The following is a 23,795-nucleotide window of genomic DNA, read 5'->3' on the forward strand; positions in this document are numbered from 1 at the left end:
AAAAAGAACGGTCGGCGGTATCGCCATGCGCTGCGCACCTGTCACCGCGAGTACTGATATCGCGCTCGAAACGTGCGTAGCCGACGCGGGTGCGGGTGTCTTGCTCGATGGACTTCGCTACCCGATCATATTGCATGCGCGTGGAATTGTGCCCGTGATGAATATGGTCGTGGTGACCGACCCGGTCAGTGTGCAGATCGGCAAACCCGTTCCGGAGGAGCGCATCGCGCTATCGGGAGCCAAATGATGCAGACTGACATCCTCAGCCAAATTATGCGACAGAGGCGACCAAGAACGTATGTCGTGGTGATGGAGACGTAGCACACCGGCGTCAATCGTTCATCCACGAGAACCGGAACAGCTCCCACGACGGTACCGGTGCCTTGTCGACCGTCGCCGCCACGAAATGGCACCGACGCGCGCTTTTCAGGGCGGTCTCGTCGAGAATCGGCTGGCCGCTCGAGCGCGCGACACGTGCATCCGTCACCTTGCCGTCGACGTCGATCAGCACCGCCAGGATCACATGGCCGGTGAGCTTGCGTTGTTCGGCGCTCCACGGCAGCCTCGGGCGCTCGCAATTGGCCGGATCCAGTACCGCGCGCACCCTGACGGAGGCCCCGCCGCCGCCAGTGCCTGCGCCCACGTCGCCGGCCCCGGTGGTGCCGGTGCTGTCGGGCTTGCCGCCGGCCACCTCGACCGGCATCGCATTGTCGACGATGGTGGGGACGACTTCGGTGCGCGGCACGACTTCGATGTCGTGCAGTGGCGGCGCGGCGGCCTCGCGGGCCGGTGGGCGCGGCTTCCTTTCGTGGCGGCGCGGCCGCGGCGGCGGGGGAGGTGGCGGTGGCGGTGGCTTGACGATCTCCGGCGGTACCAAGGCCAGCAGCATGACCGTTTGCGGCGGTCTCGACCGCGTGATGCGATCACTGGACATGAAGATGAACAGTACCAGCGCATGGAGGGCAACGACCATGGCAATTCTCGACAGCGGGGGCCGTGGGCGATCGAATGCAGCGTCAGTTGGCATGGCGGCCCTCTTCAGGCGACGACAGGCCTATATATTATGGAAACAATATCATGCTGACAATCGGGTGGCGAAGCAGGGCGCCATCCCGCTGGAGGTATTCGGAAGAATTGGGAAACAAAAAGCCCACGAACCGAAGTTGTGGGCTTCCTGTATGTATCTGGTAGGCCGTGCTGGGCTCGAACCAGCGACCAACGGATTAAAAGTCCGCTGCTCTACCAACTGAGCTAACGACCCGAAGAAGGCACGCATTATAGCGGCTCGGCCGTCGTTCGCTAAGCGCTTTGTTGCGAATTTGCGAATACAACAGGTCAGCGCTCGCGCCTTGCCGATCGGGCCGACGGGGTTGCGGCGGAGATCGCCAGGCTGCTCAGAACGAATGCGGCGGCAAACGTGGCGGCAAATAAGGTCGACAAATTACGCATGATGGCTCCCGGCGGCGAAGATGAAACATTCGGTTTTCCCATTGACACTATCGAGTATAGGTATCGACCTCACGCGTTTGGTTGCTAGGTGGCAACACAATGTTCGATAGGGGAAATAAAGCGCCGCCATGACTATTTTGTTGTTGTGGCGCAACTTAAGGCAACCAGAACGCCTCGGCCATAGAGAATTGACGCACAGCAAGTACATAATGTTGGTTTCAGTACGCCGTCCGGAGACATCATGCGCTGGTTCCACCATTTGAAGATTACCAACAAGTTACTGGTGGCATTCGTCCCCGTCGTCGCCATGACGTGTCTGATGGGCATATTTTCCATTGTCCAGCTGGACAAGGTCCGCAATTCCTCCACCGAGATTGCCAAGAACTGGATGCCCGGCATCCGTCACATCGGCGAGTTGCAGACGTCGCTGGCACGCTTCCGGATTTCGGAAGCCACGCACATCCTGCAGGACGGCGAACCCGAGATGGCGACCGCCGACAAGGCGCTCGCGACCCGCCGCGACATCATGCGCAAGCAGCAGGAATCGCTGGCTGCCCTGGTATCGGATCCCGAGGAAAAGCGCATCTACGCGGCGTTCCAGCAGGATCTGGACGCCTATATGGCGGAGAGCGCCAAGCTGACGGCGCTGTCGCACGCCGGCAGCAAGGACGAGGCGAGGACGGTGTTCAAGGGCGCGTCCAACAAGATCTATCGCAAGATCAACGACGAATTCGAAGCCCTGTCGAAGCACAATGACGAGGGCAGCGATGCGTCCGAACAGGCAGCCGAGCAGGTCTTCAACATGTCGCGCAAGATGATCGTCGGCGCACTGATGCTGTCGGTCGCCGTCGGGCTGGTGCTGGCGATGTGGGTCGCGCGCATCGTGGCGCGGCCGTTGAACGACGCGATCGGCGTCGCGCAGCGGGTGGCGAGCGGCGACCTGACGGCCGAGATCGAAGTGGCCAGCCGCGACGAAACGGGCATGGTCATGCGCTCCCTGCGCGACATGAACGAAAGCCTGGCGCAGGTGGTGGGGCAGGTGCGCGGCTCGACGGATGCGATCGCCACGGCATCGGCGCAGATCGCCAGCGGCAACATGGACCTGTCCGCCCGCACGGAGGGCCAAGCAAGTTCGCTCGAGGAGACGGCGTCCGCGATGGAAGCGCTGACCACGACCGTGCGGCAGAACGCCGACAATGCGCGCCTCGCCGATCAATTGGCGCAATCGGCATCCAGCGTGGCGGCCGACGGCGGCAAGGTCGTGGGCGACGTGATCACGACCATGGACGCGATCAGCGCGGCGTCGCGCAAGATCGTCGACATCATCGGCGTCATCGACGGCATCGCGTTCCAGACCAATATCCTTGCGCTGAACGCGGCCGTGGAAGCCGCGCGCGCCGGCGAACAAGGGCGCGGATTCGCCGTCGTCGCATCGGAAGTGCGCAACCTGGCGCAGCGCAGCGCCGTTGCCGCGAAGGAGATCAAGCAATTGATCGAAGATTCGGTCCAGCAGATGGATACCGGCACGGTGCTGGTGCAGCAGGCCGGCAATACGATGGATCAGATCATGGCCAGCGTGCAGCGCGTGAGCGGCGTGGTGGGGGAGATCTCGGCGTCGAGCGTCGAGCAGCGTACCGGCATCGAGGAAATCAACAAGGCCATCGTCCAGATCGACGAGACCACCCAGCGCAATGCCGCCCTCGTCGAGGAAGCGGCTGCGGCGGCCGCCGCGTTGCAAGACCAGGCAGCGCAGCTGGCGGCAGTCGTGTCCCGGTTCCACCTGGCCGACATGCCGCGCCAGTCCAGGACCCGGCAACTGGCTTGAATCGAGCCGGAAAACAAAAACGCCAGCCCGAAGGCTGGCGTTTTCGCTTGAATCTCTGGTAGGCCGTGCGGGGCTCGAACCTGCGACCAACGGATTAAAAGTCCGCTGCTCTACCAACTGAGCTAACGACCCGAAGAAGGCATGCATTATAGCGGCCCGTTTTGATTTACGCCAGAGGTAACGTAAATCGCTAGTGCGCGACCGTGGATTTCAGCACTTCCTCCGCCGTCGTCACGCCGTCGATCACCTTGTAGGCACCGGCGATGCGCAGCGGCTTCATGCCGTCGGCCACGCTTTGCTGACGCAGCGCCGCGAGGTCCGTCTTTTCCTGCAGGAGGCGCGAGAATCCCTCGGTCACGGTGACGAGTTCGTACAAGCCCGTGCGGCCGCGGAACCCCGTCTGGCGGCATTCCGGGCAGCCGATGGGGCGGTAGACCGTGGCCGGCTTCGGCAGGTTCCACGCGCCGCCCAGCGCGCTCCACACGTCGTCGGAGAGTTCGCCGTCGGGCGATTTGCAATGCGGGCACAGCGTCCGTACGAGGCGCTGCGCCATGATGCCGATCAACGTGGCTTCCAGCAGATAGTACGGAACGCCCAGTTCCAGCAGACGCATGACGGCGGACGGGGCGTCGTTCGTGTGCAAGGTCGACAGCACGAGGTGGCCCGTCAGCGCGGCCTGGATCGCCATTTCGGCCGTCTCCAGGTCGCGGATCTCGCCGACCATAATGATGTCGGGATCTTGCCGCATCAATGCGCGCACGCCGTCCGCGAACGACAGGTCGATGCCGGGCTGCACCTGCATCTGGTTGAACGACGCCTCGACCATCTCGATCGGGTCTTCCACCGTGCACACATTGACTTCGCTCGTGGCCAGCGCCTTCAAGGTGGTGTACAGCGTCGTCGTCTTGCCGGAGCCGGTCGGGCCCGTCACAAGGATGATGCCGTGCGCACGCTTCGTCAGCGCGTCCCAGCGCGCCGCGTCGTCGGCCGGGAAGCCCAGTTCCGGCAAGGTCTTGACGACGACTTCGGGGTCGAAGATGCGCATCACGAGTTTTTCGCCGAACGCCGTCGGCATCGTGGACAGGCGCAGTTCGACTTCCTGGCCGTCGTTGGTGCGGGTCTTGATGCGGCCGTCCTGCGGGCGCCGTTTTTCGATCACGTCCATGCGCCCGAGCAGCTTGATGCGCGCGGTCATGGCGATCATCACGACGGCCGGCACCTGGTACACCTGGTGCAGCACGCCGTCGATGCGGAAGCGGATCGCGCCCGCGTCGCGCTTCGGTTCCAGGTGGATGTCGGACGCGCGCTGGTCGAACGCATAGCCCCACAGCCAGTCGACGATGTTGACGATGTGCTGGTCGTTCGCATCGACCTGTTTATTGGTCTTGCCCAGTTCGACCAGTTGCTCGAAGTTGTTGCGCAGTGCGAGGTCCTGGCCACTGGACTTGTTGGCGTCGCGGATGGACTTCGCGAGGCTGAAGAATTGCGAGATGTATTGCGCGATGTCGAGCGGGTTCGCGATCACGAGTTCGATGCGGCGGCGCGAGATGCGCGCGATCTCGTCCTGCCACTCGGTGCGGAACGGATCCGCCGTGGCGACGACGAGCGTGCCCGGCCCCAGCTCCACGGGCAGAATATTAAAACGCGCCGCGTAGCTGGCCGACATCACGTCGGCGACCTTCGTGAAGTCGATCTTGAGCGGATCGATGCGGAAGAACGGCAGGCCGACCTTCGTCGCGCACCATTCGCTCAGCACGTCCAAGGTGAGCAGCTTATGTGGCGGCTTTGCCGAGACGATCTTGCACTGCGCGATCGCGGTCAGCGGATGCATCGAGCCGACCGCGTTTTTCAGGACGCTTTGCGCCTGCGCGAAGTGCGGCTTGACGGTCGATTTCTCGACGATGCCATCGGCCAGCAGCCACGAAAAAATGGTTTGCAGGTCGAGGGCTTTCGGCTTGTGCATGGTGGGAGCTCAGTTCGCGCCGGCAGCAAATATGCCCTTGACCCACGACTTCGCGGGCAGCTTCGTCGCCGTCACGATCTGCGCGGCGCGCGCGGCGAGGCGGTCTTTGTCGAGATCGGGCTTGGTCTTGAAGCACAGCGCGACGACGTTGCCCTCGTGGACTTCGGGCAGGCAGATCACGTGCCCGAACGCGAAGCGCATCGCCTTGATGTTCTTGCCGAAGCTCGGGTGGTCGCCGAACAGGTTGACGGTCATGACGCCGCGGTCCGTCAGGCACGCATTGCACGCCTGGTAGAACTCGGGCGTGTCCAGCACGGGGCCGCGCGCGGTGGCGTCGTACAGGTCGCATTGCAGCACGTCGATCGCATCGTGGTGAGCATCGTCCAGCACGAAATCCATCGCGTCCATCTCGAGCACGCGCAGGCGTTCGTCTTCGGGCGGGAGCTTGAACATCGCGTTACAGATCGAGATCACGGCCGGATTCAGTTCGACGGCCGTCACGTGCGCTTGCGGGAACTGGCGATAGCAGAACTTGGTCAAAGCCGCAGCACCGAGGCCCAGCTGGACGATAGCCTGCGGGTCGTCGAAGAACAGCATCCACGCCATCATCTGCTGCGCGTATTCGAGTTCCGGCCAGTCCGGCTTGCGGATGCGCATGGCGCCCTGGATCCATTCGGTGCCGAAATGGAGGTAGCGCACACCGTCCTGTTCGGACAGGGTGACGGGCGCAAACTTGGGCTTGCGGGCGGGACGGCGCGACGACTCGGCCTGTTCGATGGATTTGCGTTTGATGAGCATAGGATGTGCGAAGGGAACATCCTATTATCGGGGGAGGGAGCATCACAGTGCAAGAAAGCACTGTGATGCGAGCGCACGAAGCGCCTTGGACGGCAGCAGACGCTGCGGAGGAAGCCGACGGTGCGGAGAAGGGGGACGTCCCCCGCACCGGAAGTGTGAAGGTTACTGGTACTGGTCCGGCTCGACCGACACGCGCAGGCGCACGCGGTTGCCCGGGTCGCGATTCATGACGGTGGTGTACGTATGGCCGCGGTAGTCGTAGGTCACGTCGTAGCCGTTCGTGCGCTCCTGGACGGAGTCGACGGTGCGGCAGCGCTGCACGGCCTGCTCCTGCACTTGCGGGCCGTAGTCGCGGCCATTGTTGTCGACGTTGTCGCCGACCATGCCGCCCGCGATCGCGCCGGCCGCGGCCGCGGCCACCTTGCCGTTGCCGTGGCCCACCTGGCTGCCCAGCAGGGCGCCGGCGATGCCGCCGATGACCGTGCCGGCCTGGCTGCGCTGTTGCGGGACCTGTGCCTGCACGTAGTCGGTACGGCATTCCTGACGCGGCGTACGCACCTGCTCGATACGCGGCTGGACGCGCACCACGCGGCCGAAGTCTTCGAAATCGCCAGTCTGGGCGTAGGCCAGCGGCAGGGCGCACACGCCCATCGCGGAGAGAATCAGTTTGGCTTTGAAGTTCATGGTCATACCTCGTTCTGGTGGTGCTGCAAGTCGGTTGTATTCGTCAGGGCGATTCGCCATGATCGAATCTTAGCGCCAGTTGGTGGACGTTTACGATCCGTGTGGCAACAAAATGTAACAGGAGGTATACACGTCGAAGCACGCTGTTCAGAGGAGAAAAGCGTGGAAAAACCGCCAACAATGGATGAAAAAACTCGTCTTTTTTTACAAATATGGCGGGCTCGTCCATATTCGGGTTGATTCGCCTACCACAAAACGTTACCCTAAGGAGACTTGGGGTTTTATTGGCGCGTAGAAACGAGACCAGGAGAAAGCGAACAAGCCCGCCGCTTCCACAACACCGCGCCTGGAGCAGCAGAACCAGACTGGGTGACTTGAGGAAAAAATGAGTTTGTTGACGAGAGTACCGCCGAATCTTGTGCAGTCCATCCGCGCTTACCGTGCACCGGAGCTGCAGAAGGAGGCGTTGCGCATGGGTCATCACTTTCTCTATGCGCTGTGCACGAACGCGCTGACGAAGCAGCAAGTCTGTGCCCGCATCGGCGAGCAATTCTTTTTCCCCAAACCGTGCAGCAAGAATTTCGACGCGCTGCGCAACTGCCTGACCGAAGTCATCGCCGGCGCAGGGCCGCAACCGGGTTTCATCGCCGTGCTGGACCAATTGCCGAATACGCAAAAATTCGACAAGGAAGCGCGCGAAACCCTGCTCGACGTATTCCGCGACGCGGCCGAATTCTGGGCCGAGAAAAAAGTCCCGTTCCGCGTGTTTTATTCGTTCGAAGAGCCGCAATCGCCCCAACCCGTAGGCTGGGTGGGGCCCCACGCCTTCAAGTAAGCGCGGCGTTGCCGCCATGTCCTTCCTTGGGCCCGCCCACCGGCTCGGGTTACAATGCGCGCTTATGAAAAATATCGTGATCCTTATTTCTGGCCGCGGCAGCAACATGGAAGCCATCGTGCGCGCGCAGCAGGCCGAAGCCTGGCCGGCCCGCATCGCCGCCGTGATCAGCAATAAGCCGGACGCCAAAGGCCTCGAGTTTGCGCAACGCCACGGCATTCCGACCGCCGTCGTGCCCAACAAGGAATACCCGACCCGTGAAGCGTTCGACGCCGCCCTGCAAGCCACGATCGACCGGTTCGAACCGGATCTCGTCGTGCTGGCCGGCTTCATGCGCATCCTGACGGCGCCGCTCGTCGAGCACTACGCGGGCCGCATGCTGAACATCCACCCGTCGCTGCTGCCGCTGTTCCCTGGCCTGCACACGCACCGGCAGGCGCTGGACGCACGCGTCGAGGAACATGGCGCGACCGTGCACTTCGTCACCGCCGAGCTGGACCATGGCCCGGCCGTGATCCAGGCGCGGATCCCCGTGCTGCCGGGCGACACGGAAGACAGCCTGGCCGAACGCCTGCTGGCGGAAGAACACGTCATTTATCCGCAAGCGGTGCGCCTGTTCATCGAAGACAGGCTCAGCATCGAAGGCGGCGAGGTCCGGATCGCCGCGACCCCCTGATTTTATTTCCAAGGAACACCATGAGATTGCCACCCGCGATACTCGGCAATGCGGAAGAAGTATTGCGCGAGATCCTGCGCTTTATGTCCCCGGCCGACGTCACCCTGTCGCGCTACTTCAAGGACCATCCCCGCCTGGGCGGGCGCGAGCGCGGCGCCATCGCCGAATGCGTCTACGCCGTGCTGCGCAACAAATCCTTCTTCACCGATTTCGCCGGCGCCGGCGCGACGATGCGCCGTCTGACCCTGCTGGGCATGGCGGAAGCGATCGGCGCGGACTCGCTGGGTGGCCTGACGGAAGACGAAGTCGCCTTCCTGACCCGCATCAAGGAAATCGACCGTTCGCTGCTGCCGCCGAAGAAGCTGGCGAACCTGCCGGACTGGCTGTACGACAAATTCGTCGCGCAGTATGGCGAGGAAGAGACCTTGGCCCTGGCCGCCGTGCTGAACACGCCGGCGCCGCTGGACCTGCGTGTCAACTCGCTGAAGACGGACCGCGACAAGGTTATCGCCGAACTGGCGACGGCGCCCATCGCCGCCGAACCGACGCCGTATTCGGCACTGGGCCTGCGCATCTGGAAGAAGCCGGCGCTGCAGAACCTGCCGCTGTTCAAGGAAGGCGCGATCGAGGTGCAGGACGAGGGCAGCCAGGTGCTGGCCCAGCTGCTGGGCGCGCGCCGCGGCGAGATGGTCGTCGACTTTTGCGCCGGTGCCGGCGGCAAGACGCTGGCGATCGGCGCCATCATGCGCAGTACGGGCCGCCTGTATGCGTTCGACGTGTCGGAAAAGCGTCTGACCAAGCTCAAGCCGCGCCTGGCGCGCAGCGGCCTGTCGAACGTGCATCCTGTCGTCATCGCGCACGAACGCGACGCGAAAGTGAAGCGTTTGGCCGGCAAGATCGACCGCGTGCTCGTCGATGCGCCGTGCTCCGGCATGGGCACCCTGCGCCGCAATCCGGACGTGAAATGGCGCCAGCAGCTCGAGGGCATCGCGGAGTTGACGGAAAAACAGGCGTCGATCCTCGACGGCGCCTCGCGCCTCGTGAAATTCGGCGGCCGCCTCGTCTACGCGACGTGCAGCCTGCTGGATGAAGAAAACGACGGCATCGTGCAAGGCTTCCTCGCCTCGCACCCGGATTTCGAACTGGTGCCGATGCACAAGGTTCTGGCTGAACAGCGCATTCCGCTGGAGATGGGCGACTATTTGAAGATGCTGCCGCACAAGCACGGCACGGACGGCTTCTTTGCCGCCGTGCTGGAGCGCAAGGCCGCGCCTGCCAAGCCCGTTGCCGACGAATCCGACGACGCTGCCGAGCAATAAAGGACGATGCCGCTGACCAGCCTGATCTCCGATCTGCTCGATGACCTGAACCGTCCCGGCATGCCGTGGCAGGTTGGGGCCGTCGTCGGCTGCATCCTGTTCGGCTGGCTCAGCGCGCAAGTGGTCCGTGTGTGGTGGCGCCGCCGGCGCGGCGAGGCCGGCAGCTTGCTGCACACCGGTGTCGAAAGTTTCACCCGCGTCGTGGCGCCGTTGCTCGTCGTCGGCTTGCTGTATCTGGCGCAATTCCTCCTGACCAAAAGCCACTTCCACACGAATATCGTCAAGGTGGCGATTCCCGTGTTCTGGTCGCTGGCCGCGATCCGCCTCGTGTTCTACCTGCTGCGCCGCGTGTTCGCGCGGCGCGGGCAGCTGGGGCAGGCGCTCGTCACATTCGAAAAGATCTTCGCGCTCGTCGCGTGGCTCGCCGTCGTGCTGTACATCACGGGCTTGTGGCCGGATATCTTCGATTTTCTCGACAGCTACAAGATCCAGTTCGGCCCGAAGAAGTCGAACAGTGTCACGTTGGCCGACATCCTGCAGGCCGTCGCGTCCATCGTCGTCGCGCTGATGCTGGCCTTGTGGGCCGGCGCCGCGCTGGAAGAGCGGTTGATGGGCGTGCATGCGCTGCACAGTTCGCTGCGGGTGGCCTTGGCGCGCCTTGGTCGCGCGTTCCTGATCGTCGGCGCCGTGTTGCTGAGCCTGAACCTCGTCGGCATCGATCTCACCGTGCTGTCCGTTTTCGGCGGCGCGTTGGGCGTCGGCCTCGGTCTCGGCATGCAGCGGATTGCCAGCAACTACGTGTCCGGCTTCATCATCCTGCTCGAGCGCAGCCTGTCGATCGGCGACATGATCTCGGTTAGTACCTTTACCGGTAAAGTCACGCAGATCAACACGCGCTACACCGTGTTGCAGGGACTCGACGGCGTCGAGACCGTGTTGCCGAACGAATTGCTGATTTCGGGCCCCGTGCAGAATCAGTCGTTGACGACGCGCAAGGTGCGGGCGTCGACGAAGGTGACGGTCGCGTACGGTTCCGACCTGGATCAGGTGATGCCGTTGCTGATCGCGCAAGCCGTCGGCACGCCGCGCGTGCTGGAAGAGCCGGCGCCCGGCATCTCGCTGACGCGTTTCGGCCCGGACGGCTACGAGCTCGACCTGGGGTTCTGGATCGCCGATCCGGAAAACGGGCAGGGCGGTGTCGTTTCAGAAATCAATAAAAAGATCTACGCGCTGGTACAGGCAGGTACCGTCAGATTAGGCTTTCCATCCATTGATACCCGCCTGCTCGACTCCCATATAGCATCGGTTGTGGCGCGAATCACGCAGCCGGCGCAGAATTCCCAGCCGTGAGCGCCTTGATTGCGTCAATACGTGCCGTGCGGCACACGTTGCGCGTAGAATGTCTGTTTGCGTCACGCACCAACGCGTGACGTTTTGTCATAGCGACTGTTCCATAGAAAGAACAGCACTACCCTAGTCATCCTTAGTGGAGTCTCGATGAATTTCTTGAGCAACACCTTGCACGGCGTGCTGTCCTTCCTGGACGGCGGTCTGTTCAACCTGTCGGTTTGGCAGATGGTCGTGTACACGCTGGTCGTCACACACATCACGATCGCCGGCGTGACGATCTACCTGCACCGCCACCAGGCGCACCGCGCGCTGGACCTGCACCCGATCGCCAGCCATTTCTTCCGCTTCTGGCTGTGGATGACCACGGGCCAGGTGACGAAGGAATGGGCGGCCGTGCACCGCAAGCACCACGCCAAATGCGAAACGGTGGAAGACCCGCACAGCCCGGTCACGCACGGCATCAAGAAGGTGTTGCTCGAAGGCGCGGAACTGTACCGCGTCGAAACGAAGAACCAGGAAACCCTGGAAAAATATGGCCACGGCTGCCCGAACGACTGGATCGAGAACAAGCTGTACACGCCGTACAGCTGGCTCGGCGTGTCGATGCTGCTGCCGCTGAACGTCGCCATGTTCGGCGTGATCGGTATCACGATCTGGGCCGTGCAAATGCTGTGGATCCCGATCATGGCTGCCGGCGTCATCAACGGCATCGGCCACTTCTGGGGCTACCGCAACTACGATTGCAACGATGCGGCGACGAACGTCCTGCCGTGGGGCATCCTCATCGGCGGCGAAGAACTGCACAACAACCACCATACGTTCGCCACGTCGGCCAAGCTGTCGAGCAAGTGGTATGAGTTCGACATCGGCTGGGCGTATATCCGCATGATGGAAATGGTGGGCCTGGCCAAGGTCAAGAAGACCATCCCGAAGCCCCGCCTGCAAAAGAACAAGCTGGAAGCGGACTTCGACACCTTGCAGGCGGTCATCGCCAACCGCTACGACGTGATGGCGAAATACGCCAAGTCCGTCAAGCATGCGTTCCGTGAAGAAGTGGAGCACCTGAAGCAAAAGGCCGAGCTGGAGTCGCGCTTCCTGAAGAGCTCGCGCAAGCTGATGCAGCGCGAACCGGCGAAGCTGCAGGCGCCGCAACAGGCCCAGCTGGTCGAGCTGTTCCAGCACAGCAAGGTCCTGGAAACGATGCACGAGATGCGCGTGGAACTGGGCGCGATCTGGGAACGCTCGCATTCGACCCGCGACCAGCTGCTGCACCAGCTGCAGGACTGGTGCGCCCGTGCCGAAGCGTCGGGCATCAAGTCGCTGCAAGAGTTCTCGATGCGCCTGCGCAGCTACGCGTAAGCAGCACCGCGACGCCGGCCCGCCCGGCTCCGTGAACACCCCTCGCGCAGGGGTGTTTTCTTTTGTGGAGCGTGATTGCAGGCAATGCGCGGGCAACTGCGTGGCGCATCGTACCGGGCGCGCGTATGATCGCGGCGTGGAGGGCATCGGCGTCAATCGAGGCGTGTGCCGCCGGAGCCGGAGGAATCGAGATGCAAGAACGCCAGCGCCGTTCAGACGAAGCGACCGCAAATGCCGTGGCACGTGGCCTGAACATCCTTGCCGTCCGTGATGCCGACGTCGCTCAGCGCTATATGGAACACATGCACGTGCCGCCTCACGTGATCTGCCGGGTCTTGACGCAGCCTATCCTCCGGCGCCGGCTCAGCCCGGAGCAATCCGTTTCCGAAGCCATCACGCCGTCCCTGCCGGCCGAACCCGATCAGCCGGCGTAGTGTCAGGCGCCGCGTTGCCCGGCGTCGGATGGGACGGCATCGGTGTCCGCACCGGAAAGGGCCGTCGCATGTTCGGTTCGCGTGCAGTCGTCGATCGACTTGCGCTCCTCGACGGCCAGCTCTGGTGGGTCGAGCATATCGGCCAGCATGGCCGCGAGCTCGGGCGTGTCCCACGGCGCGCCGCTGCGTTCCCTGGTGTGGATGTAATGTCGGATCTCGCTATCCTGTTCCGGCGTGAGCGGCAGGCCGCGGAACGTGGTGGAGGGTCTGGATTCTTTCATGGCGCTCTCGCTTTCCGGCCTGTTGCCGGTCATCCGACTGTACGCGCATCGGGGGCGCGCGAGCGCACGGCAGCGTGTCGAGTCAGCGGCGACAACCGGCCGACGACGGCACGCCGCACGCGATCATCGCACCCACGTCCGGGTTCGCCAGGTAGTCGAGGTGGGCCGTCAGTGGATTCTCGATCCATCCCAGCCACGTCCTGTCGTTCGACACGAGAACGTCCGCCACCGCCACGTCCGGCGCCGTGTAGCGGGCCGGCAGCAGGCGATAGGACAGCAGGTCGTTCGGATCGGTAAAAGCGACGACGGCCAGCCGCTGCAGCGCTTCCGCGCGGCGATTGGGCTGGCGCCGGCGCAAGTCGAGGAAACGCTGCAGGGCGTCCTGCACGGGGATCGCGCGCATCCCGCCCGATTGCTCCGCCAGGCCGAGGATCGGTAACTGGTTGCCAGCCATGAACAGCAGCGCGAGCCGGCGCGCCGCCTGCTGGCCCAGCGCCCGGGTCTGCGGCTGCCACGATTCCAGCATCGCGCTGAGCGCGTCGAACAGCATCTTGCTGCCCAGGCTTTCCGCGACGACGACGAGGGGCGCTTCGCTGTACGGATCGTCCGCGATCACCCGTGCGATCGTCTGGACCATGGCATCGCGGATCGCCACATGGCTCTCGCCTTCGTAGATGACGGCGTCGGCCAGGCAATCGTCCAGCAGGTTGTCCTTGACGTAGGCGTTCAGCGCGCTGCGCTTGGGCTTGCAGGTGCCGGCGGCCGCGCAATCGGTCGGTGTTCCGGTGAGATCAAAATCGAGCTGGTGCTTCAACGCCGCCGTCAGCGGCGACCACACGAGGGCGTGGAAGCGCACCGTGCCGCCCGCCAGCGGCCGCGTGCTTTCCACCACCTCGATGCGCGCGGAAGCCGTGGCGGGGACCGCCGGCGCATGCTCTTCGACGACGCCGGCGATGCGGTCGATCTGATGCTCGGCCCAGGCCCTGTCGTGCGTGCACATGCCGTGGACGAGAAGCACGTCGACGGGCCTCCCACCGGCGACCGCGACAATGCCCGCGATGCCGGGAAAGGTCGCGCTGCCGCGCACGACGACGGCGGGACGGTAGGGGGTGGCGCAGGCGGCGAGGAGGCCGAGGGTGGACAGGAACGACAGTCGGGAGCGCCACATCATGCGTTTCTCCAGCGGAACGGACGTTCGACTATAGCCAAGCCGCCGCGGTGGAAACGCCGTGAATTGCCGATCGGTGATCCCGATCAATGGCTCAGAAAAACAAAAAGCCGCGCACGGTGAAGTGGGCGGCTTTTTTGGAAAGAACCAGATTACTTGATCTTGGTTTCTTTGTAGACCACGTGCTTACGTGCTTTCGGGTCGAATTTGGTGATTTCCATCTTCGCCGGCATCGTACGCTTGTTCTTGGTCGTGGTGTAGAAGTGACCGGTACCTGCGGTCGATTCCAGTTTGATCTTGTCGCGGCCAGTTTTTGCCATGATGACTCCCTAATTAGATTTTCTCGCCGCGGGCGCGCATGTCGGCCAGCACAGCGTCGATGCCGAGCTTGTCGATGACGCGCAGGCCGGCGTTCGAAATACGCAGGGAGACCCAGCGGTTTTCGGATTCTACGAAGATGCGGCGGTTCTGCAGGTTCGGCAGAAAACGACGCTTGGTTTTGTTGTTGGCGTGGGAGACGTTGTTGCCAACCATCGGACCCTTGCCAGTAACTTGGCAAACACGTGCCATAGCGCACTCCTTGAATAAACTTCCACAATCGGAAAAACGAGAGTATAGCTTGAAAACCGTCGCGTAATCAACAACTTGCGGAAAAAAATTGTGTCTAGATAAACCAGTTTGATTTAACAATCGTGAATTCTCACAATTTTTGCGCCGTAAGGTCCTGTTTACACACCGTTATTCCGCCCTCGGACTGGCCCCGGCCGTGCGTTCGACGTGCGCGATGAGTGCCCGCAGCGCGGCCGAGATGGGAGCGACGAAGCGGGGAACGTCGGCGATCCGGTCGGGATCGGCACCGGAACCGATGACGGGGATGCGCAGGCAGGCATCGAGGACGAGGTCGGCCGACATCGTCCGCAGCGTCTCCTTCAACGCCTCGTCCGCGTGGAACGATTGATAGGACGGGTTCAGCACGGCGACGGGCTTCCCCGCGAACGGCGCGTGGTTGACGACCCAGTCGAGCGTGTTCTTGATCGTGCCGGTGACGCCGTGCGCGTACTCGGGACTGGCGATGAGGAGGGCGTCGGCGGCCGTGATGGCGTCCTGCAGGGCCAGCACGCCGGGCGGCAGGTCGGTGCGTTCGGGATTGAAAAGCGGGAAATCCTTGTGCTGCTCGAAGCAGTCGATAGCGATGCCGGCCGGTGCGAGATCACGGCAGGCGCGCAGCAGGCCGGCAGTCAGCGACCGGCTGCGCTGGCTGCCGCAGAGGGCGAGGATGCGAAGAGACATGGGCTCATGGCTTTTGTTAAAACAGCCATGCTAGCTCAGATCTGGCCATGCTCCGCAAAGGAATGCACGAGCGGCCCGGCCACGATGAAATGGTCGAGCACGCGGATGTCGACAAGATTCAAGGCCTGGACGAGGGCGCCCGTCAGGCGCAGGTCCGCGTCGCTCGGTTCCGGCAGTCCGGACGGGTGGTTGTGCGCGAGGATCACGCCGGCCGCGTTGTACGACAGTGCCTCGATGACGACTTCGCGCGGATAGACGCTCGTGTGCGTGAGCGTCCCGCGGAACAGTTCGCGGTCGGCGATCAGGCGGTTCTTGACGTCAAGGAACAGCACGACGAACGACTCGTGGCGCTGGCCGCCCAGCTTGATGCGCAGGTAGCGCTTGACGAGCTCGGGCGACCCGAACGCTTCGCCTGCCTGCAACTGCTCGGCGATGGCGCGCCGGGCCAGTTCCATCACGGCCTGCAACTGCGCGTATTTCGCCATGCCGAGGCCGTGCACTTCGGTGCAATCGTCCAACGTGGCGCCGAACAGGCCGTGCAGCGAGCCAAAGTGCCGGAGAATGTCGCGGCCCAGTTCCACTGCACTTTTGCCGCGCACGCCCACGCGCAGCAGCAGCGCCAGCAATTCCGGATCGGACAACGCCTGCGCTCCTTCGCGCACGAGCCGTTCGCGCGGCCGGGTCTGTTCCGGCCAGTCTTCGATACCCATCGATGCCTCCCTGTGCAACCGTGCATTATTCGCGCGGCGGCATGGCAGTCGCTTGGGCTTGCGCAATAATAGCCACATGAACGATCTGCGCGCCTTCGACCTGAACCTGCTCGTCACGCTCGACGCCTTGCTGACGGAAGCGAACGTGACCCGTGCCGCCCAGCGCCTGCACCTGAGCCAATCGGCCGTGTCGGGCCAGCTTGCGCGCCTGCGCCAGCTGTTCGACGACCCGCTGCTGGTGCCGGCCGATAACGGGCGTGGGATGACGCCGACGGCCAGAGCGCTCGAGCTCGCGGCGCCGGTGCGCCTGGCCCTCGAACAGCTCGCGGGCATCGTGCGCGGCCCGGCCGCATTCGACGCCACCACGGCGCAGCGCACGTTTCACATCGCCGCCAGCGACCTGTCGACGGCCGTGCTGGGCCTGCCGCTGGCAGGCCGGCTGGCGCAGGCCGCGGGCCCTGGCGTGCGGCTCGCATTCCGCATGGCCGACGGCGCGCGCATCGCGGCGCAGCTGCAGGAAGGCGAGGTCGACCTCCTGATCGGTTCGGAACGCATGGTGCCCCCGCACCTGCGCGCGCGCCTGCTGTTCGACGAGCATTTCGTCATGGTCCAGCGCAAAGGGCATCCGCGCGGCTCGCTGCCGCCCGATCTGGACGCCTACTGCGCGCTGCGCCATGTGCTCGTCTCGACGAGCGGCGGCAGCCTGCACGGCTTCATGGACGAGCACCTGCAGGCGCTGGGCCGCAGCCGCAACGTCGTGCTGTCCGTGCAATCGTTCGCACTCATGCCCGGCCTGCTGTGCCGGTCCGATCACGTGGCCACCGTGCCGTCGCGCCTGGCGGCCCTGCATGCCGACGTGCTCGATACCGTGCCGCTGCCGTTCGACGCGCAGGGCTTTTCGCTGTACGCGGCCTGGCATCCCCGCTTCCACGCCGACCCGGCGCTCGCCTGGCTGCGTGAGCAAGTCGTGCACGTCGCCGCCTGATCGGCGCCGCCGATGGGTCGTATCGGCGGATACGGTTTCCGCCGCCGCGCGGCCACGCCTACACTGCCATTCATCGCAACCGACACTGAAAGGCAGACCATGAAAGACCAGCGCATCATCGTCATCGGCGGCACGTCCGGCATCGGCCTGGAGAGCGCACGCCGCTTCGCCGCACAAGGCGCCCGCGTGACCGTGACGGGCCGCGACGCTGCGAAGGGCGCCGCCCTCGACGTTCCCGGCGTGCGTTTCGCGCAGCTCGATGCGGGCGTGCGCGCGCAGTGCGACGCGTTCTTTGCCGACCACGGACCGTTCGAGCATCTGGTCGTGTGCGCGTCCGGCGCGGCCGGTGCCGGTGCGTTCCGCGACCTGGCGCTGGACGACTTGCGCACCGGCTTCGACGGCAAGTTCTGGCCCCAGCTGAACGTGCTGCAGGCCAGCCTGGCCCACATCGCAGCCGGCGGGTCCGCGACGCTCGTCGGCGCGATTTCCGCCCGCGCCCAGCAGCCGGGGACGGCCGGCCTCGCCGCCATCAACGGCGCGCTGGAAGCCATGTTGCCGATCCTGGCGTCGGAACTGCGGCCGCTGCGCGTCAACATGGTGGCGCCGGGCGTGATCGACACGCCGTGGTGGCACCGCGTGCGGGACGCCCAGCGCGCCCGCTTGTTCGAAGAGATGGGCGCCGCCGTGCCCGCCGGGCGCGTGGGCACACCGGCGGACGTGGCCGAAGTCATTGTCATGTTGGCTAGCAATACTTTCATCACCGGCAGCGTGATCGACGTGGACGGCGGCTGGAAGCTGCGCTGCTGATGCCCGACCGTTTCCCTCCCACTACAGAATCCGGGCCGGAAACGGCGCCAGCCCGGGCGGGAGCGGCACGGGTGGCTTACAATAGCGGTTTGCACGTCAACCGAACACGCGAATGTCTTCCTCCAACGCTCCTATCGTCACCGAATCGTCGTACCTGACCCTGCACTACCGCCTTGCCACTGCCGATGGTACGGACCTCGTCACGACCTTCGCCAGCACCCCGGCCACCTTGTTGCTGGGCCAGGGCCAGCTCGCCCCGTTCCTGGAGCAGCGCCTGCTCGGCCTCGCAGAAGGCACGCATACGACGTTCGACCTGACGCCATCCGAGGCGTTCGGCGAACGCAATCCGGAGTTGATCCAGGTCGTGACGAAGAAGACGCTGGACGAGAATTCCGAACCGGATGCCGATTACCAGGTCGGAGACCTCGTCGACTTCCGCGCGCCCGGCGGCGGCCGCTTTGCCGGCGTGCTGCGCGAAATGCGCGCGAACGACGCCGTATTCGACTTCAACCATCCGCTGGCGGGCCAGGCGCTCAAGTTCGAAGTCCAGCTGATTTCCGTACTCTGACCACAGCCCCATCGAGAATCATGGAAAACGAGATCCTGTTAGCCCAGCCGCGCGGCTTCTGCGCCGGCGTCGACCGTGCGATCGAGATCGTCGAGCGTGCCCTGCAGCAGTTCGGTGCGCCGATCTACGTGCGTCACGAGATCGTCCACAACGCCTACGTCGTCAGCGACCTGCGCAACAAGGGCGCCATCTTCATCGAGGACCTGGACGACGTCCCGGCGGGGAACACGCTCGTGTTTTCCGCGCACGGCGTGTCGAAGGCCGTGCGCGAGGAAGCGGAGTCGCGCGGCCTGAAGGTCTATGACGCCACGTGCCCGCTGGTGACCAAGGTCCACGTGGAAGTGGCGAAGATGCGCAAGCAGGGCGCCGAGATCGTCATGATCGGCCACGCGGGCCACCCGGAAGTCGAAGGCACGATGGGCCAGGCGGAAGAGGGCATGCATCTCGTCGAGACGGTCGACGACGTGGCAACGCTGAACGTCGCCAATCCCGACTTGCTGGCCTATGTGTCGCAGACGACGCTGTCCGTCGACGACACGGCCGAGATCATCGCGGCGCTGAAGGCACGCTTCCCGAACATCGTCGAGCCGAAGAAAGGCGACATCTGCTACGCGACGACGAACCGCCAGGAAGCCGTGAAATTCATGGCGCCGCAAGTCGAAGTGGTGATCGTCGTCGGCAGCCCGAACAGCTCGAACTCGAACCGCCTGCGCGAGGTGGCGGAAAAGAAGGGCACGCCCGCGTACATGGTCGACAACGCGGCCGGCATCGACCCCGCGTGGATCGCCGGCAAGAAGCGCATCGGCGTCACGGCAGGCGCGTCGGCGCCGGAAGTGCTCGTGCAGGCTGTCATCGAGCGCCTGAAGGACCTGGGCGCCGCCAGCGTGCGCGCGCTCGAGGGCGTGGAAGAACACGTCACGTTCCCGCTCCCGAAGGGCCTGGACGGCGGCAAGGCGAACGCCGCGGCCTGATCGATCCGATGAACGTATTCGACCTGCGCCAGAGCGCGCCCGCCGATTTCGCCTGCATTCCGCTGGAATTCTTCCAGGACCACCCGGAACCCGGCGTCAACTTCATCGACGTGGGCTGCGTGTTCGATAACCCGCACCACTGGCAGCTCGCCGTCGATGCGCTGACCGAGCGCACGGCCCACCTGGACGCCGACTTCCTCCTCGCGATGGACGCGCGCGGGTTCATGCTCGCGGGCGCGCTCGCGTACCGGCGCGGCGTCGGCTTCGCGATGGCGCGCAAGCCCGGCAAGCTGCCGGGCGAGGCGATCGCCATCGACTACCGCCACGAATACGGCAGCGCGACGATCGAGATCCAGCCCGAGCGCATCAAGGGCGAGCGCGTGCTGATCGTCGACGACGTGCTGGCCACGGGTGGCACGATCGAGGCGGCGGCGACTTTGCTGCGCCGCATCGGCAAGGACGTCGTGGGCGCCGCCGCGTTGTTCGACGTGGCGTTCTTCAAGGACAAGCGCGACCTGACGATGCCCGTGGTGACCCTGCGCGACGTGTAAAATTTACACAACTCATCTGTTATGATGACGTTCGGAATTATGTTGCTTGACTAGCGGCACTCGTACCCCGGGTGCCGTTTTTGTTAGTTCGAAAGGAAACCCCACAAGCATGGAAACTTTTGTCCAACAGATCCTGAACGGGCTGGTGCTGGGCAGCATGTATGCGCTCGTCGCGCTCGGCTACACGATGGTCTACGGCGTGCTCAACCTCATCAACTTCGCCCATGGCGACGTGCTGATGATCGGCGCCATGGTCGGTCTGTCGATCCTGAAGCTGCTGGACAGCGTCGCGCCCGGCCTGCCCGGCGGCGTGCAGCTCGCCATCGCGATCATCGGCGCGATTCCCGTCGCGATGCTCGTGAACATCCTCATCGAACGCGTCGCCTACCGCCGCCTGCGCAACGCGCCGCGCCTGGCGCCGCTGATCACCGCCATCGGCGTGTCGATCCTGCTGCAGACGTTCGCCATGATGATCTGGGGCCGCAGCCCGCTGCCGTTCCCGCAGCTGCTGTCGTCCGAGCCGATCACGATCGCGGGCGCCGTGATCTCGCATACGCAGGTGCTGCTGCTCGTGCTGGCCGCCGCCGCGATGGTCGGCCTCGTGTTCCTCGTCGAGAAGACCCGCATGGGCCGCGCGATGCGCGCCGTCGCCGAGAATCCGCGCGTGGCCGGCCTGATGGGTGTCGACTCCAACCGCGTGATCGTCGCCACGTTCGCCATCGGCGCCGCGCTGGCCGCCGTCGCCGGCGTGATGTGGGGCGCGAACTATGCGTCGATCCAGTTCGCGATGGGCACCGTGCCGGGCATGAAAGCGTTCTCGGCCGCCGTGCTGGGCGGTATCGGCAATATCTACGGCGCGATGATCGGCGGGATCGTCCTCGGCATCATCGAAAGCCTCGGCGCCGGCTACATCGGCGACGCGACCGGTGGCTTCCTGGGCAGTAACTACCAGGACATCTTCGCGTTCATCGTGCTGATCCTCGTGCTGACGGTGCGGCCGTCCGGCATCATGGGCGAGCGCGTGGCCGACCGCGCATAAGGAGATTCGACATGGCTCTCCTGACTTTCGACACGGCGCACAAACCGCGCCAGGCCTACACGAGCATGGCCGTGCTGCTGGCCGTGATGGTCGTGTTCCCGTTCGTCGCCGCGCAGTTCGGCAATTCGTGGGTGCGCATCATCGACATGGCGCTGCTGTACATCATGCTGGCGCTCGGGCTGAACATCGTCGTCGGCTTCGCCGGCCTGCTGGACCTCGGTTATATCGCGTTCTTCGCGGTGGGCGCGTATCTGACGGGCCTGCTCTCGTCGCCGCAATTCGCCGCGCTGCTGGAATCCGTCGTGAACTACCACCCGGACCTGCAGGACGCCGTCGTCCGCACGTTCGGCGAGGACGTGCGCACGAACGGCATCCACCTGTCCGTGTGGTTCATCATCCCGCTGGCAGGGCTCGTGGCCGGGCTGTTCGGCGCACTGCTCGGTGCGCCCACGTTGAAGCTGCGCGGCGACTACCTCGCCATCGTCACCCTCGGCTTCGGCGAGATCATCCGGATCTTCATGAACAACCTGAACGATCCGATCAATTTCACCAACGGCCCGCAAGGCATCAACCTGATCGATCCCGTGCGGATCTTCGGCGTGTCGCTGGCGGGCGAGGCGGGCTCGCGCGCGACCGTGTACGTCGGCGGATTCGGCATGCCGTCGGTGAACGCGTACTACTTCCTGTTCCTGCTGCTGTGCATCGTGACGATCTTCATGACGAGTCGCCTGCAGCATTCGCGCCTGGGCCGCGCGTGGGTCGCGATCCGCGAGGACGAGATCGCCGCGAAAGCCATGGGCATCAACACCCGCAACGTCAAATTGCTCGCGTTCTCGATGGGCGCATCGTTCGGCGGCGTCGCCGGTGCCATGTTCGCCGCGTTCCAGGGCTTTGTCTCGCCCGAATCGTTCTCGCTCACGGAATCGATCGCCGTGCTGGCGATGGTCGTGCTGGGCGGCATCGGGCACATCCCCGGCGTCGTGATGGGCGGCGTGCTGCTGGCCGCGCTGCCGGAAGTGCTGCGCCACGTCGTCGAGCCCGCGCAGCAGGCGCTGTTCGGCAAGGTCGTCATCGAAGCCGAAGTACTGCGCCAACTGTTGTACGGCCTGGCCATGGTCCTCATCATGCTGAACCGTCCGGCCGGCTTGTGGCCATCGCCCGTGAAGGAAGACCGTCCTAACGCCGCTCTCGCGAAAGAAGAGAAAGAAAGGGAAAACGAGGAGCGCGAAGCATGAGCGACACCCTGCTGAACATCTCCGGCGTCAATAAACGCTTCGGCGGCCTGCAGGCCCTGACGGACGTCGCTATCAAAATCGAGAAAGGCCAGATCTACGGCCTGATCGGCCCGAACGGCGCCGGCAAGACGACGTTCTTCAACGTGATCACGGGCCTGTATCAACCGGACACGGGCACGTTCGAACTGGGCGGCAAGCCGTATTCGCCGTCCGCGCCGCATGCCGTCGCGAAGGCCGGCATCGCGCGCACGTTCCAGAACATCCGCCTGTTCGGTGAAATGTCCGCGCTGGAAAACGTGATGGTCGGGCGCCACGTGCGCACGCGCCAGGGCGTGTTCGGCGCCATCTTCCGCCACGGCGCGGCGCGCCGCGAAGAGGCGGCGATCCGCGCCCGCGCGCAGGAGTTGCTGGACTTCGTCGGCATCGGTCAATTCGGCCAGCGCACGGCGCGCTTCCTGTCGTACGGCGACCAGCGCCGCCTGGAGATCGCGCGCGCGCTGGCGACGGAGCCGAAGTTGCTAGCGCTGGACGAGCCCGCGGCCGGCATGAATGCGACGGAAAAGGTCGCGCTGCGCGAGCTGCTCGTCAAGATCCAGCAAGCTGGCGTGACGATCCTCCTGATCGAACACGACGTGAAACTCATGATGGGGCTGTGCGACCGCATTTCGGTGCTGGAATACGGCAAGCTGATCGCGGAAGGGCTGCCGGCCGAGATCCAGAAGAACCAGGCCGTCATCGACGCCTACCTCGGAGGTGCCCACTGATGGCAGACAATGTTCTCAAGATTGCCGGCCTGAAGGTGGCGTACGGCGGCATCAAGGCCGTCAAGGGCATCGACCTGGAAGTGAATCGTGGCGAGCTCGTCACGCTGATCGGCGCGAACGGCGCCGGCAAGACGACCACCTTGAAAGCCATCACGGGCACGCTGCCGCCCTGCAAGGTGGAAGGCACGATCGCCTACCTCGGCCAGCCTTTGAATGCCAACAAATCGTTCAAGCTCGTCGAGCAGAAACTCGCGATGGTGCCGGAAGGCCGCGGCGTGTTCACGCGCATGACGATCCACGAAAACCTGTTGATGGGCGCTTACACGCGCACCGACAAGGCCGGGATCGACGCGGACGTCGACAAGTGGTACGCGGTGTTCCCGCGCCTGAAAGAGCGTTCGGGCCAGCTGGCCGGCACGTTGTCCGGCGGCGAGCAGCAAATGCTGGCGATGGCGCGCGCGCTGATGTGCCATCCCACCTTGCTGCTGCTGGACGAGCCGTCGATGGGCCTCGCGCCGATCATGGTCGAGAAGATCTTCGAGGTAATCCGCGACGTGTCGCAGCAGGGCATCACGGTCCTCCTGGTCGAACAGAACGCGAAGCTGGCGCTGCAGGCCGCGCATCGCGCCTACGTGATGGAATCGGGGCTGATCACGATGACGGGCGACGCGCAGGACATGCTGCACGATCCGCGCGTGCAGGCGGCGTACCTGGGCGAATAATCCCGGCGCGAA

General features: G+C 64.4%; 27 protein-coding genes and 2 tRNA genes. 17 read left to right on the top strand and 12 right to left on the bottom strand.

Translation table 11 applies throughout. The annotated features are described in order from the left end of the window. Window positions 1–247 (top strand): hypothetical protein (locus NX784_RS06295; protein WP_258815815.1); only part of this gene is annotated, 247 nt, incomplete at its 5' end. Window positions 248–331: 84 nt separating this feature from the next. Here NX784_RS06295 and NX784_RS06300 read toward each other — a convergent pair. Both NX784_RS06300 and NX784_RS06305 read right to left on the bottom strand, forming a co-directional pair. Further along, window positions 332–973 carry an energy transducer TonB gene (locus NX784_RS06300; protein WP_258815816.1) on the bottom strand — a complete coding sequence of 214 codons (642 nt, stop codon included), beginning with the start codon at window positions 971–973 and terminating at the stop codon, window positions 332–334. 212 nt (window positions 974–1,185) lie between these two features. Next, window positions 1,186–1,261: transfer RNA gene (locus NX784_RS06305), tRNA-Lys, on the bottom strand. A gap of 429 nt (window positions 1,262–1,690) precedes the next feature. Here NX784_RS06305 and NX784_RS06310 point away from each other — a divergent pair. Continuing rightward, on the top strand, window positions 1,691–3,274 hold the full coding sequence (locus tag NX784_RS06310) for a methyl-accepting chemotaxis protein (RefSeq protein WP_258815817.1): 1,584 nt from the start codon (window positions 1,691–1,693) through the stop codon (window positions 3,272–3,274). Between the two features lie 56 nt (window positions 3,275–3,330). Here NX784_RS06310 and NX784_RS06315 read toward each other — a convergent pair. The 4 genes from NX784_RS06315 to NX784_RS06330 form a co-directional block, all read right to left on the bottom strand. Continuing rightward, window positions 3,331–3,406 (bottom strand) — tRNA-Lys (locus tag NX784_RS06315). A gap of 58 nt (window positions 3,407–3,464) precedes the next feature. Next, window positions 3,465–5,237 (bottom strand): type IV pilus assembly ATPase TfpB, encoded by a 1,773-nt coding sequence (tfpB, locus tag NX784_RS06320; RefSeq protein ID WP_258815818.1) that lies wholly within the window; start codon window positions 5,235–5,237, stop codon window positions 3,465–3,467. A 9-nt stretch (window positions 5,238–5,246) separates the two neighbouring features. Beyond that, a complete protein-coding gene (locus tag NX784_RS06325; protein ID WP_258815819.1) occupies window positions 5,247–6,035 on the bottom strand; it encodes a class I SAM-dependent methyltransferase in 789 nt (262 codons plus the stop codon). A 162-nt stretch (window positions 6,036–6,197) separates the two neighbouring features. Next, window positions 6,198–6,719: a glycine zipper 2TM domain-containing protein gene (locus NX784_RS06330; RefSeq protein WP_258815820.1), complete on the bottom strand. Its 522-nt coding sequence runs from the start codon at window positions 6,717–6,719 to the stop codon at window positions 6,198–6,200. 385 nt (window positions 6,720–7,104) lie between these two features. On the opposite strand from NX784_RS06330, the gene NX784_RS06335 reads away from it, so the two are divergent. The 6 genes from NX784_RS06335 (at window position 7,105) to NX784_RS06360 (ending at window position 12,692) form a co-directional block, all read left to right on the top strand. Further along, window positions 7,105–7,554, top strand: a complete 450-nt coding sequence (locus NX784_RS06335) for a barstar family protein (RefSeq protein WP_258815821.1) — start codon at window positions 7,105–7,107, stop codon at window positions 7,552–7,554. A 64-nt stretch (window positions 7,555–7,618) separates the two neighbouring features. Next, on the top strand, window positions 7,619–8,230 hold the full coding sequence (purN, locus tag NX784_RS06340) for a phosphoribosylglycinamide formyltransferase (RefSeq protein ID WP_258815822.1): 612 nt from the start codon (window positions 7,619–7,621) through the stop codon (window positions 8,228–8,230). Between the two features lie 20 nt (window positions 8,231–8,250). Beyond that, window positions 8,251–9,549, top strand: a complete 1,299-nt coding sequence (locus tag NX784_RS06345) for an RsmB/NOP family class I SAM-dependent RNA methyltransferase (RefSeq protein WP_258815823.1) — start codon at window positions 8,251–8,253, stop codon at window positions 9,547–9,549. Between the two features lie 6 nt (window positions 9,550–9,555). Continuing rightward, window positions 9,556–10,899 carry a mechanosensitive ion channel family protein gene (locus NX784_RS06350; RefSeq protein WP_258815824.1) on the top strand — a complete coding sequence of 448 codons (1,344 nt, stop codon included), beginning with the start codon at window positions 9,556–9,558 and terminating at the stop codon, window positions 10,897–10,899. 147 nt (window positions 10,900–11,046) lie between these two features. Continuing rightward, complete coding sequence (locus NX784_RS06355) at window positions 11,047–12,258, top strand: DesA family fatty acid desaturase (RefSeq protein WP_258815825.1); 1,212 nt, start codon at window positions 11,047–11,049, stop codon at window positions 12,256–12,258. A gap of 191 nt (window positions 12,259–12,449) precedes the next feature. Next, complete coding sequence (locus tag NX784_RS06360) at window positions 12,450–12,692, top strand: hypothetical protein (RefSeq protein WP_258815826.1); 243 nt, start codon at window positions 12,450–12,452, stop codon at window positions 12,690–12,692. A 2-nt stretch (window positions 12,693–12,694) separates the two neighbouring features. Here NX784_RS06360 and NX784_RS06365 read toward each other — a convergent pair whose 3' ends face one another. The 6 genes from NX784_RS06365 to radC form a co-directional block, all read right to left on the bottom strand. Further along, window positions 12,695–12,973, bottom strand: a complete 279-nt coding sequence (locus tag NX784_RS06365) for a hypothetical protein (protein WP_258815827.1) — start codon at window positions 12,971–12,973, stop codon at window positions 12,695–12,697. A gap of 82 nt (window positions 12,974–13,055) precedes the next feature. Beyond that, window positions 13,056–14,144 carry a hypothetical protein gene (locus NX784_RS06370; protein WP_258815828.1) on the bottom strand — a complete coding sequence of 363 codons (1,089 nt, stop codon included), beginning with the start codon at window positions 14,142–14,144 and terminating at the stop codon, window positions 13,056–13,058. Window positions 14,145–14,293: 149 nt separating this feature from the next. Beyond that, entirely contained in the window at window positions 14,294–14,461 is a 168-nt protein-coding gene (gene rpmG, locus NX784_RS06375) for a 50S ribosomal protein L33 (protein ID WP_029755886.1), read from the bottom strand. A 13-nt stretch (window positions 14,462–14,474) separates the two neighbouring features. Continuing rightward, on the bottom strand, window positions 14,475–14,711 hold the full coding sequence (gene rpmB, locus NX784_RS06380; RefSeq protein WP_025511730.1) for a 50S ribosomal protein L28: 237 nt from the start codon (window positions 14,709–14,711) through the stop codon (window positions 14,475–14,477). A gap of 168 nt (window positions 14,712–14,879) precedes the next feature. Next, window positions 14,880–15,431 (bottom strand): NADPH-dependent FMN reductase, encoded by a 552-nt coding sequence (locus NX784_RS06385; protein ID WP_258815829.1) that lies wholly within the window; start codon window positions 15,429–15,431, stop codon window positions 14,880–14,882. Window positions 15,432–15,466: 35 nt separating this feature from the next. Continuing rightward, window positions 15,467–16,141 carry a RadC family protein gene (radC, locus tag NX784_RS06390; protein WP_258815830.1) on the bottom strand — a complete coding sequence of 225 codons (675 nt, stop codon included), beginning with the start codon at window positions 16,139–16,141 and terminating at the stop codon, window positions 15,467–15,469. A 76-nt stretch (window positions 16,142–16,217) separates the two neighbouring features. Between radC and NX784_RS06395 the strand changes: the two genes are divergently transcribed. The 9 genes from NX784_RS06395 to NX784_RS06435 all read left to right on the top strand — a co-directional run bounded on the left by NX784_RS06395 (window position 16,218) and on the right by NX784_RS06435 (window position 23,783). After that, complete coding sequence (locus tag NX784_RS06395; protein WP_258815831.1) at window positions 16,218–17,126, top strand: LysR family transcriptional regulator; 909 nt, start codon at window positions 16,218–16,220, stop codon at window positions 17,124–17,126. A gap of 99 nt (window positions 17,127–17,225) precedes the next feature. Continuing rightward, entirely contained in the window at window positions 17,226–17,933 is a 708-nt protein-coding gene (locus NX784_RS06400) for an SDR family oxidoreductase (protein WP_258815832.1), read from the top strand. A gap of 112 nt (window positions 17,934–18,045) precedes the next feature. Further along, entirely contained in the window at window positions 18,046–18,501 is a 456-nt protein-coding gene (locus NX784_RS06405; protein WP_258815833.1) for an FKBP-type peptidyl-prolyl cis-trans isomerase, read from the top strand. Between the two features lie 20 nt (window positions 18,502–18,521). Next, window positions 18,522–19,472, top strand: a complete 951-nt coding sequence (gene ispH, locus NX784_RS06410; RefSeq protein ID WP_258815834.1) for a 4-hydroxy-3-methylbut-2-enyl diphosphate reductase — start codon at window positions 18,522–18,524, stop codon at window positions 19,470–19,472. 8 nt (window positions 19,473–19,480) lie between these two features. After that, window positions 19,481–20,023 (top strand): adenine phosphoribosyltransferase, encoded by a 543-nt coding sequence (locus NX784_RS06415; protein ID WP_258815835.1) that lies wholly within the window; start codon window positions 19,481–19,483, stop codon window positions 20,021–20,023. A gap of 109 nt (window positions 20,024–20,132) precedes the next feature. After that, window positions 20,133–21,062, top strand: a complete 930-nt coding sequence (locus NX784_RS06420; protein ID WP_258815836.1) for a branched-chain amino acid ABC transporter permease — start codon at window positions 20,133–20,135, stop codon at window positions 21,060–21,062. Window positions 21,063–21,073: 11 nt separating this feature from the next. Further along, the gene (locus NX784_RS06425; RefSeq protein WP_258815837.1) at window positions 21,074–22,297 is read left to right on the top strand and encodes an ABC transporter permease subunit; all 1,224 of its coding nucleotides are present in this window, start codon (window positions 21,074–21,076) and stop codon (window positions 22,295–22,297) included. Further along, the gene (locus NX784_RS06430; RefSeq protein WP_258815838.1) at window positions 22,294–23,061 is read left to right on the top strand and encodes an ABC transporter ATP-binding protein; all 768 of its coding nucleotides are present in this window, start codon (window positions 22,294–22,296) and stop codon (window positions 23,059–23,061) included. The genes NX784_RS06425 and NX784_RS06430 overlap by 4 nt, the downstream gene beginning before the upstream one ends. After that, window positions 23,061–23,783: an ABC transporter ATP-binding protein gene (locus NX784_RS06435; RefSeq protein WP_258815839.1), complete on the top strand. Its 723-nt coding sequence runs from the start codon at window positions 23,061–23,063 to the stop codon at window positions 23,781–23,783. Before NX784_RS06430 ends, NX784_RS06435 begins: the two co-directional genes overlap by 1 nt. Window positions 23,784–23,795 lie beyond the last annotated feature (12 nt).

Source organism: Massilia pinisoli (assembly GCF_024753285.1).
GTDB lineage: Bacteria > Pseudomonadota > Gammaproteobacteria > Burkholderiales > Burkholderiaceae_D > Telluria > Telluria pinisoli.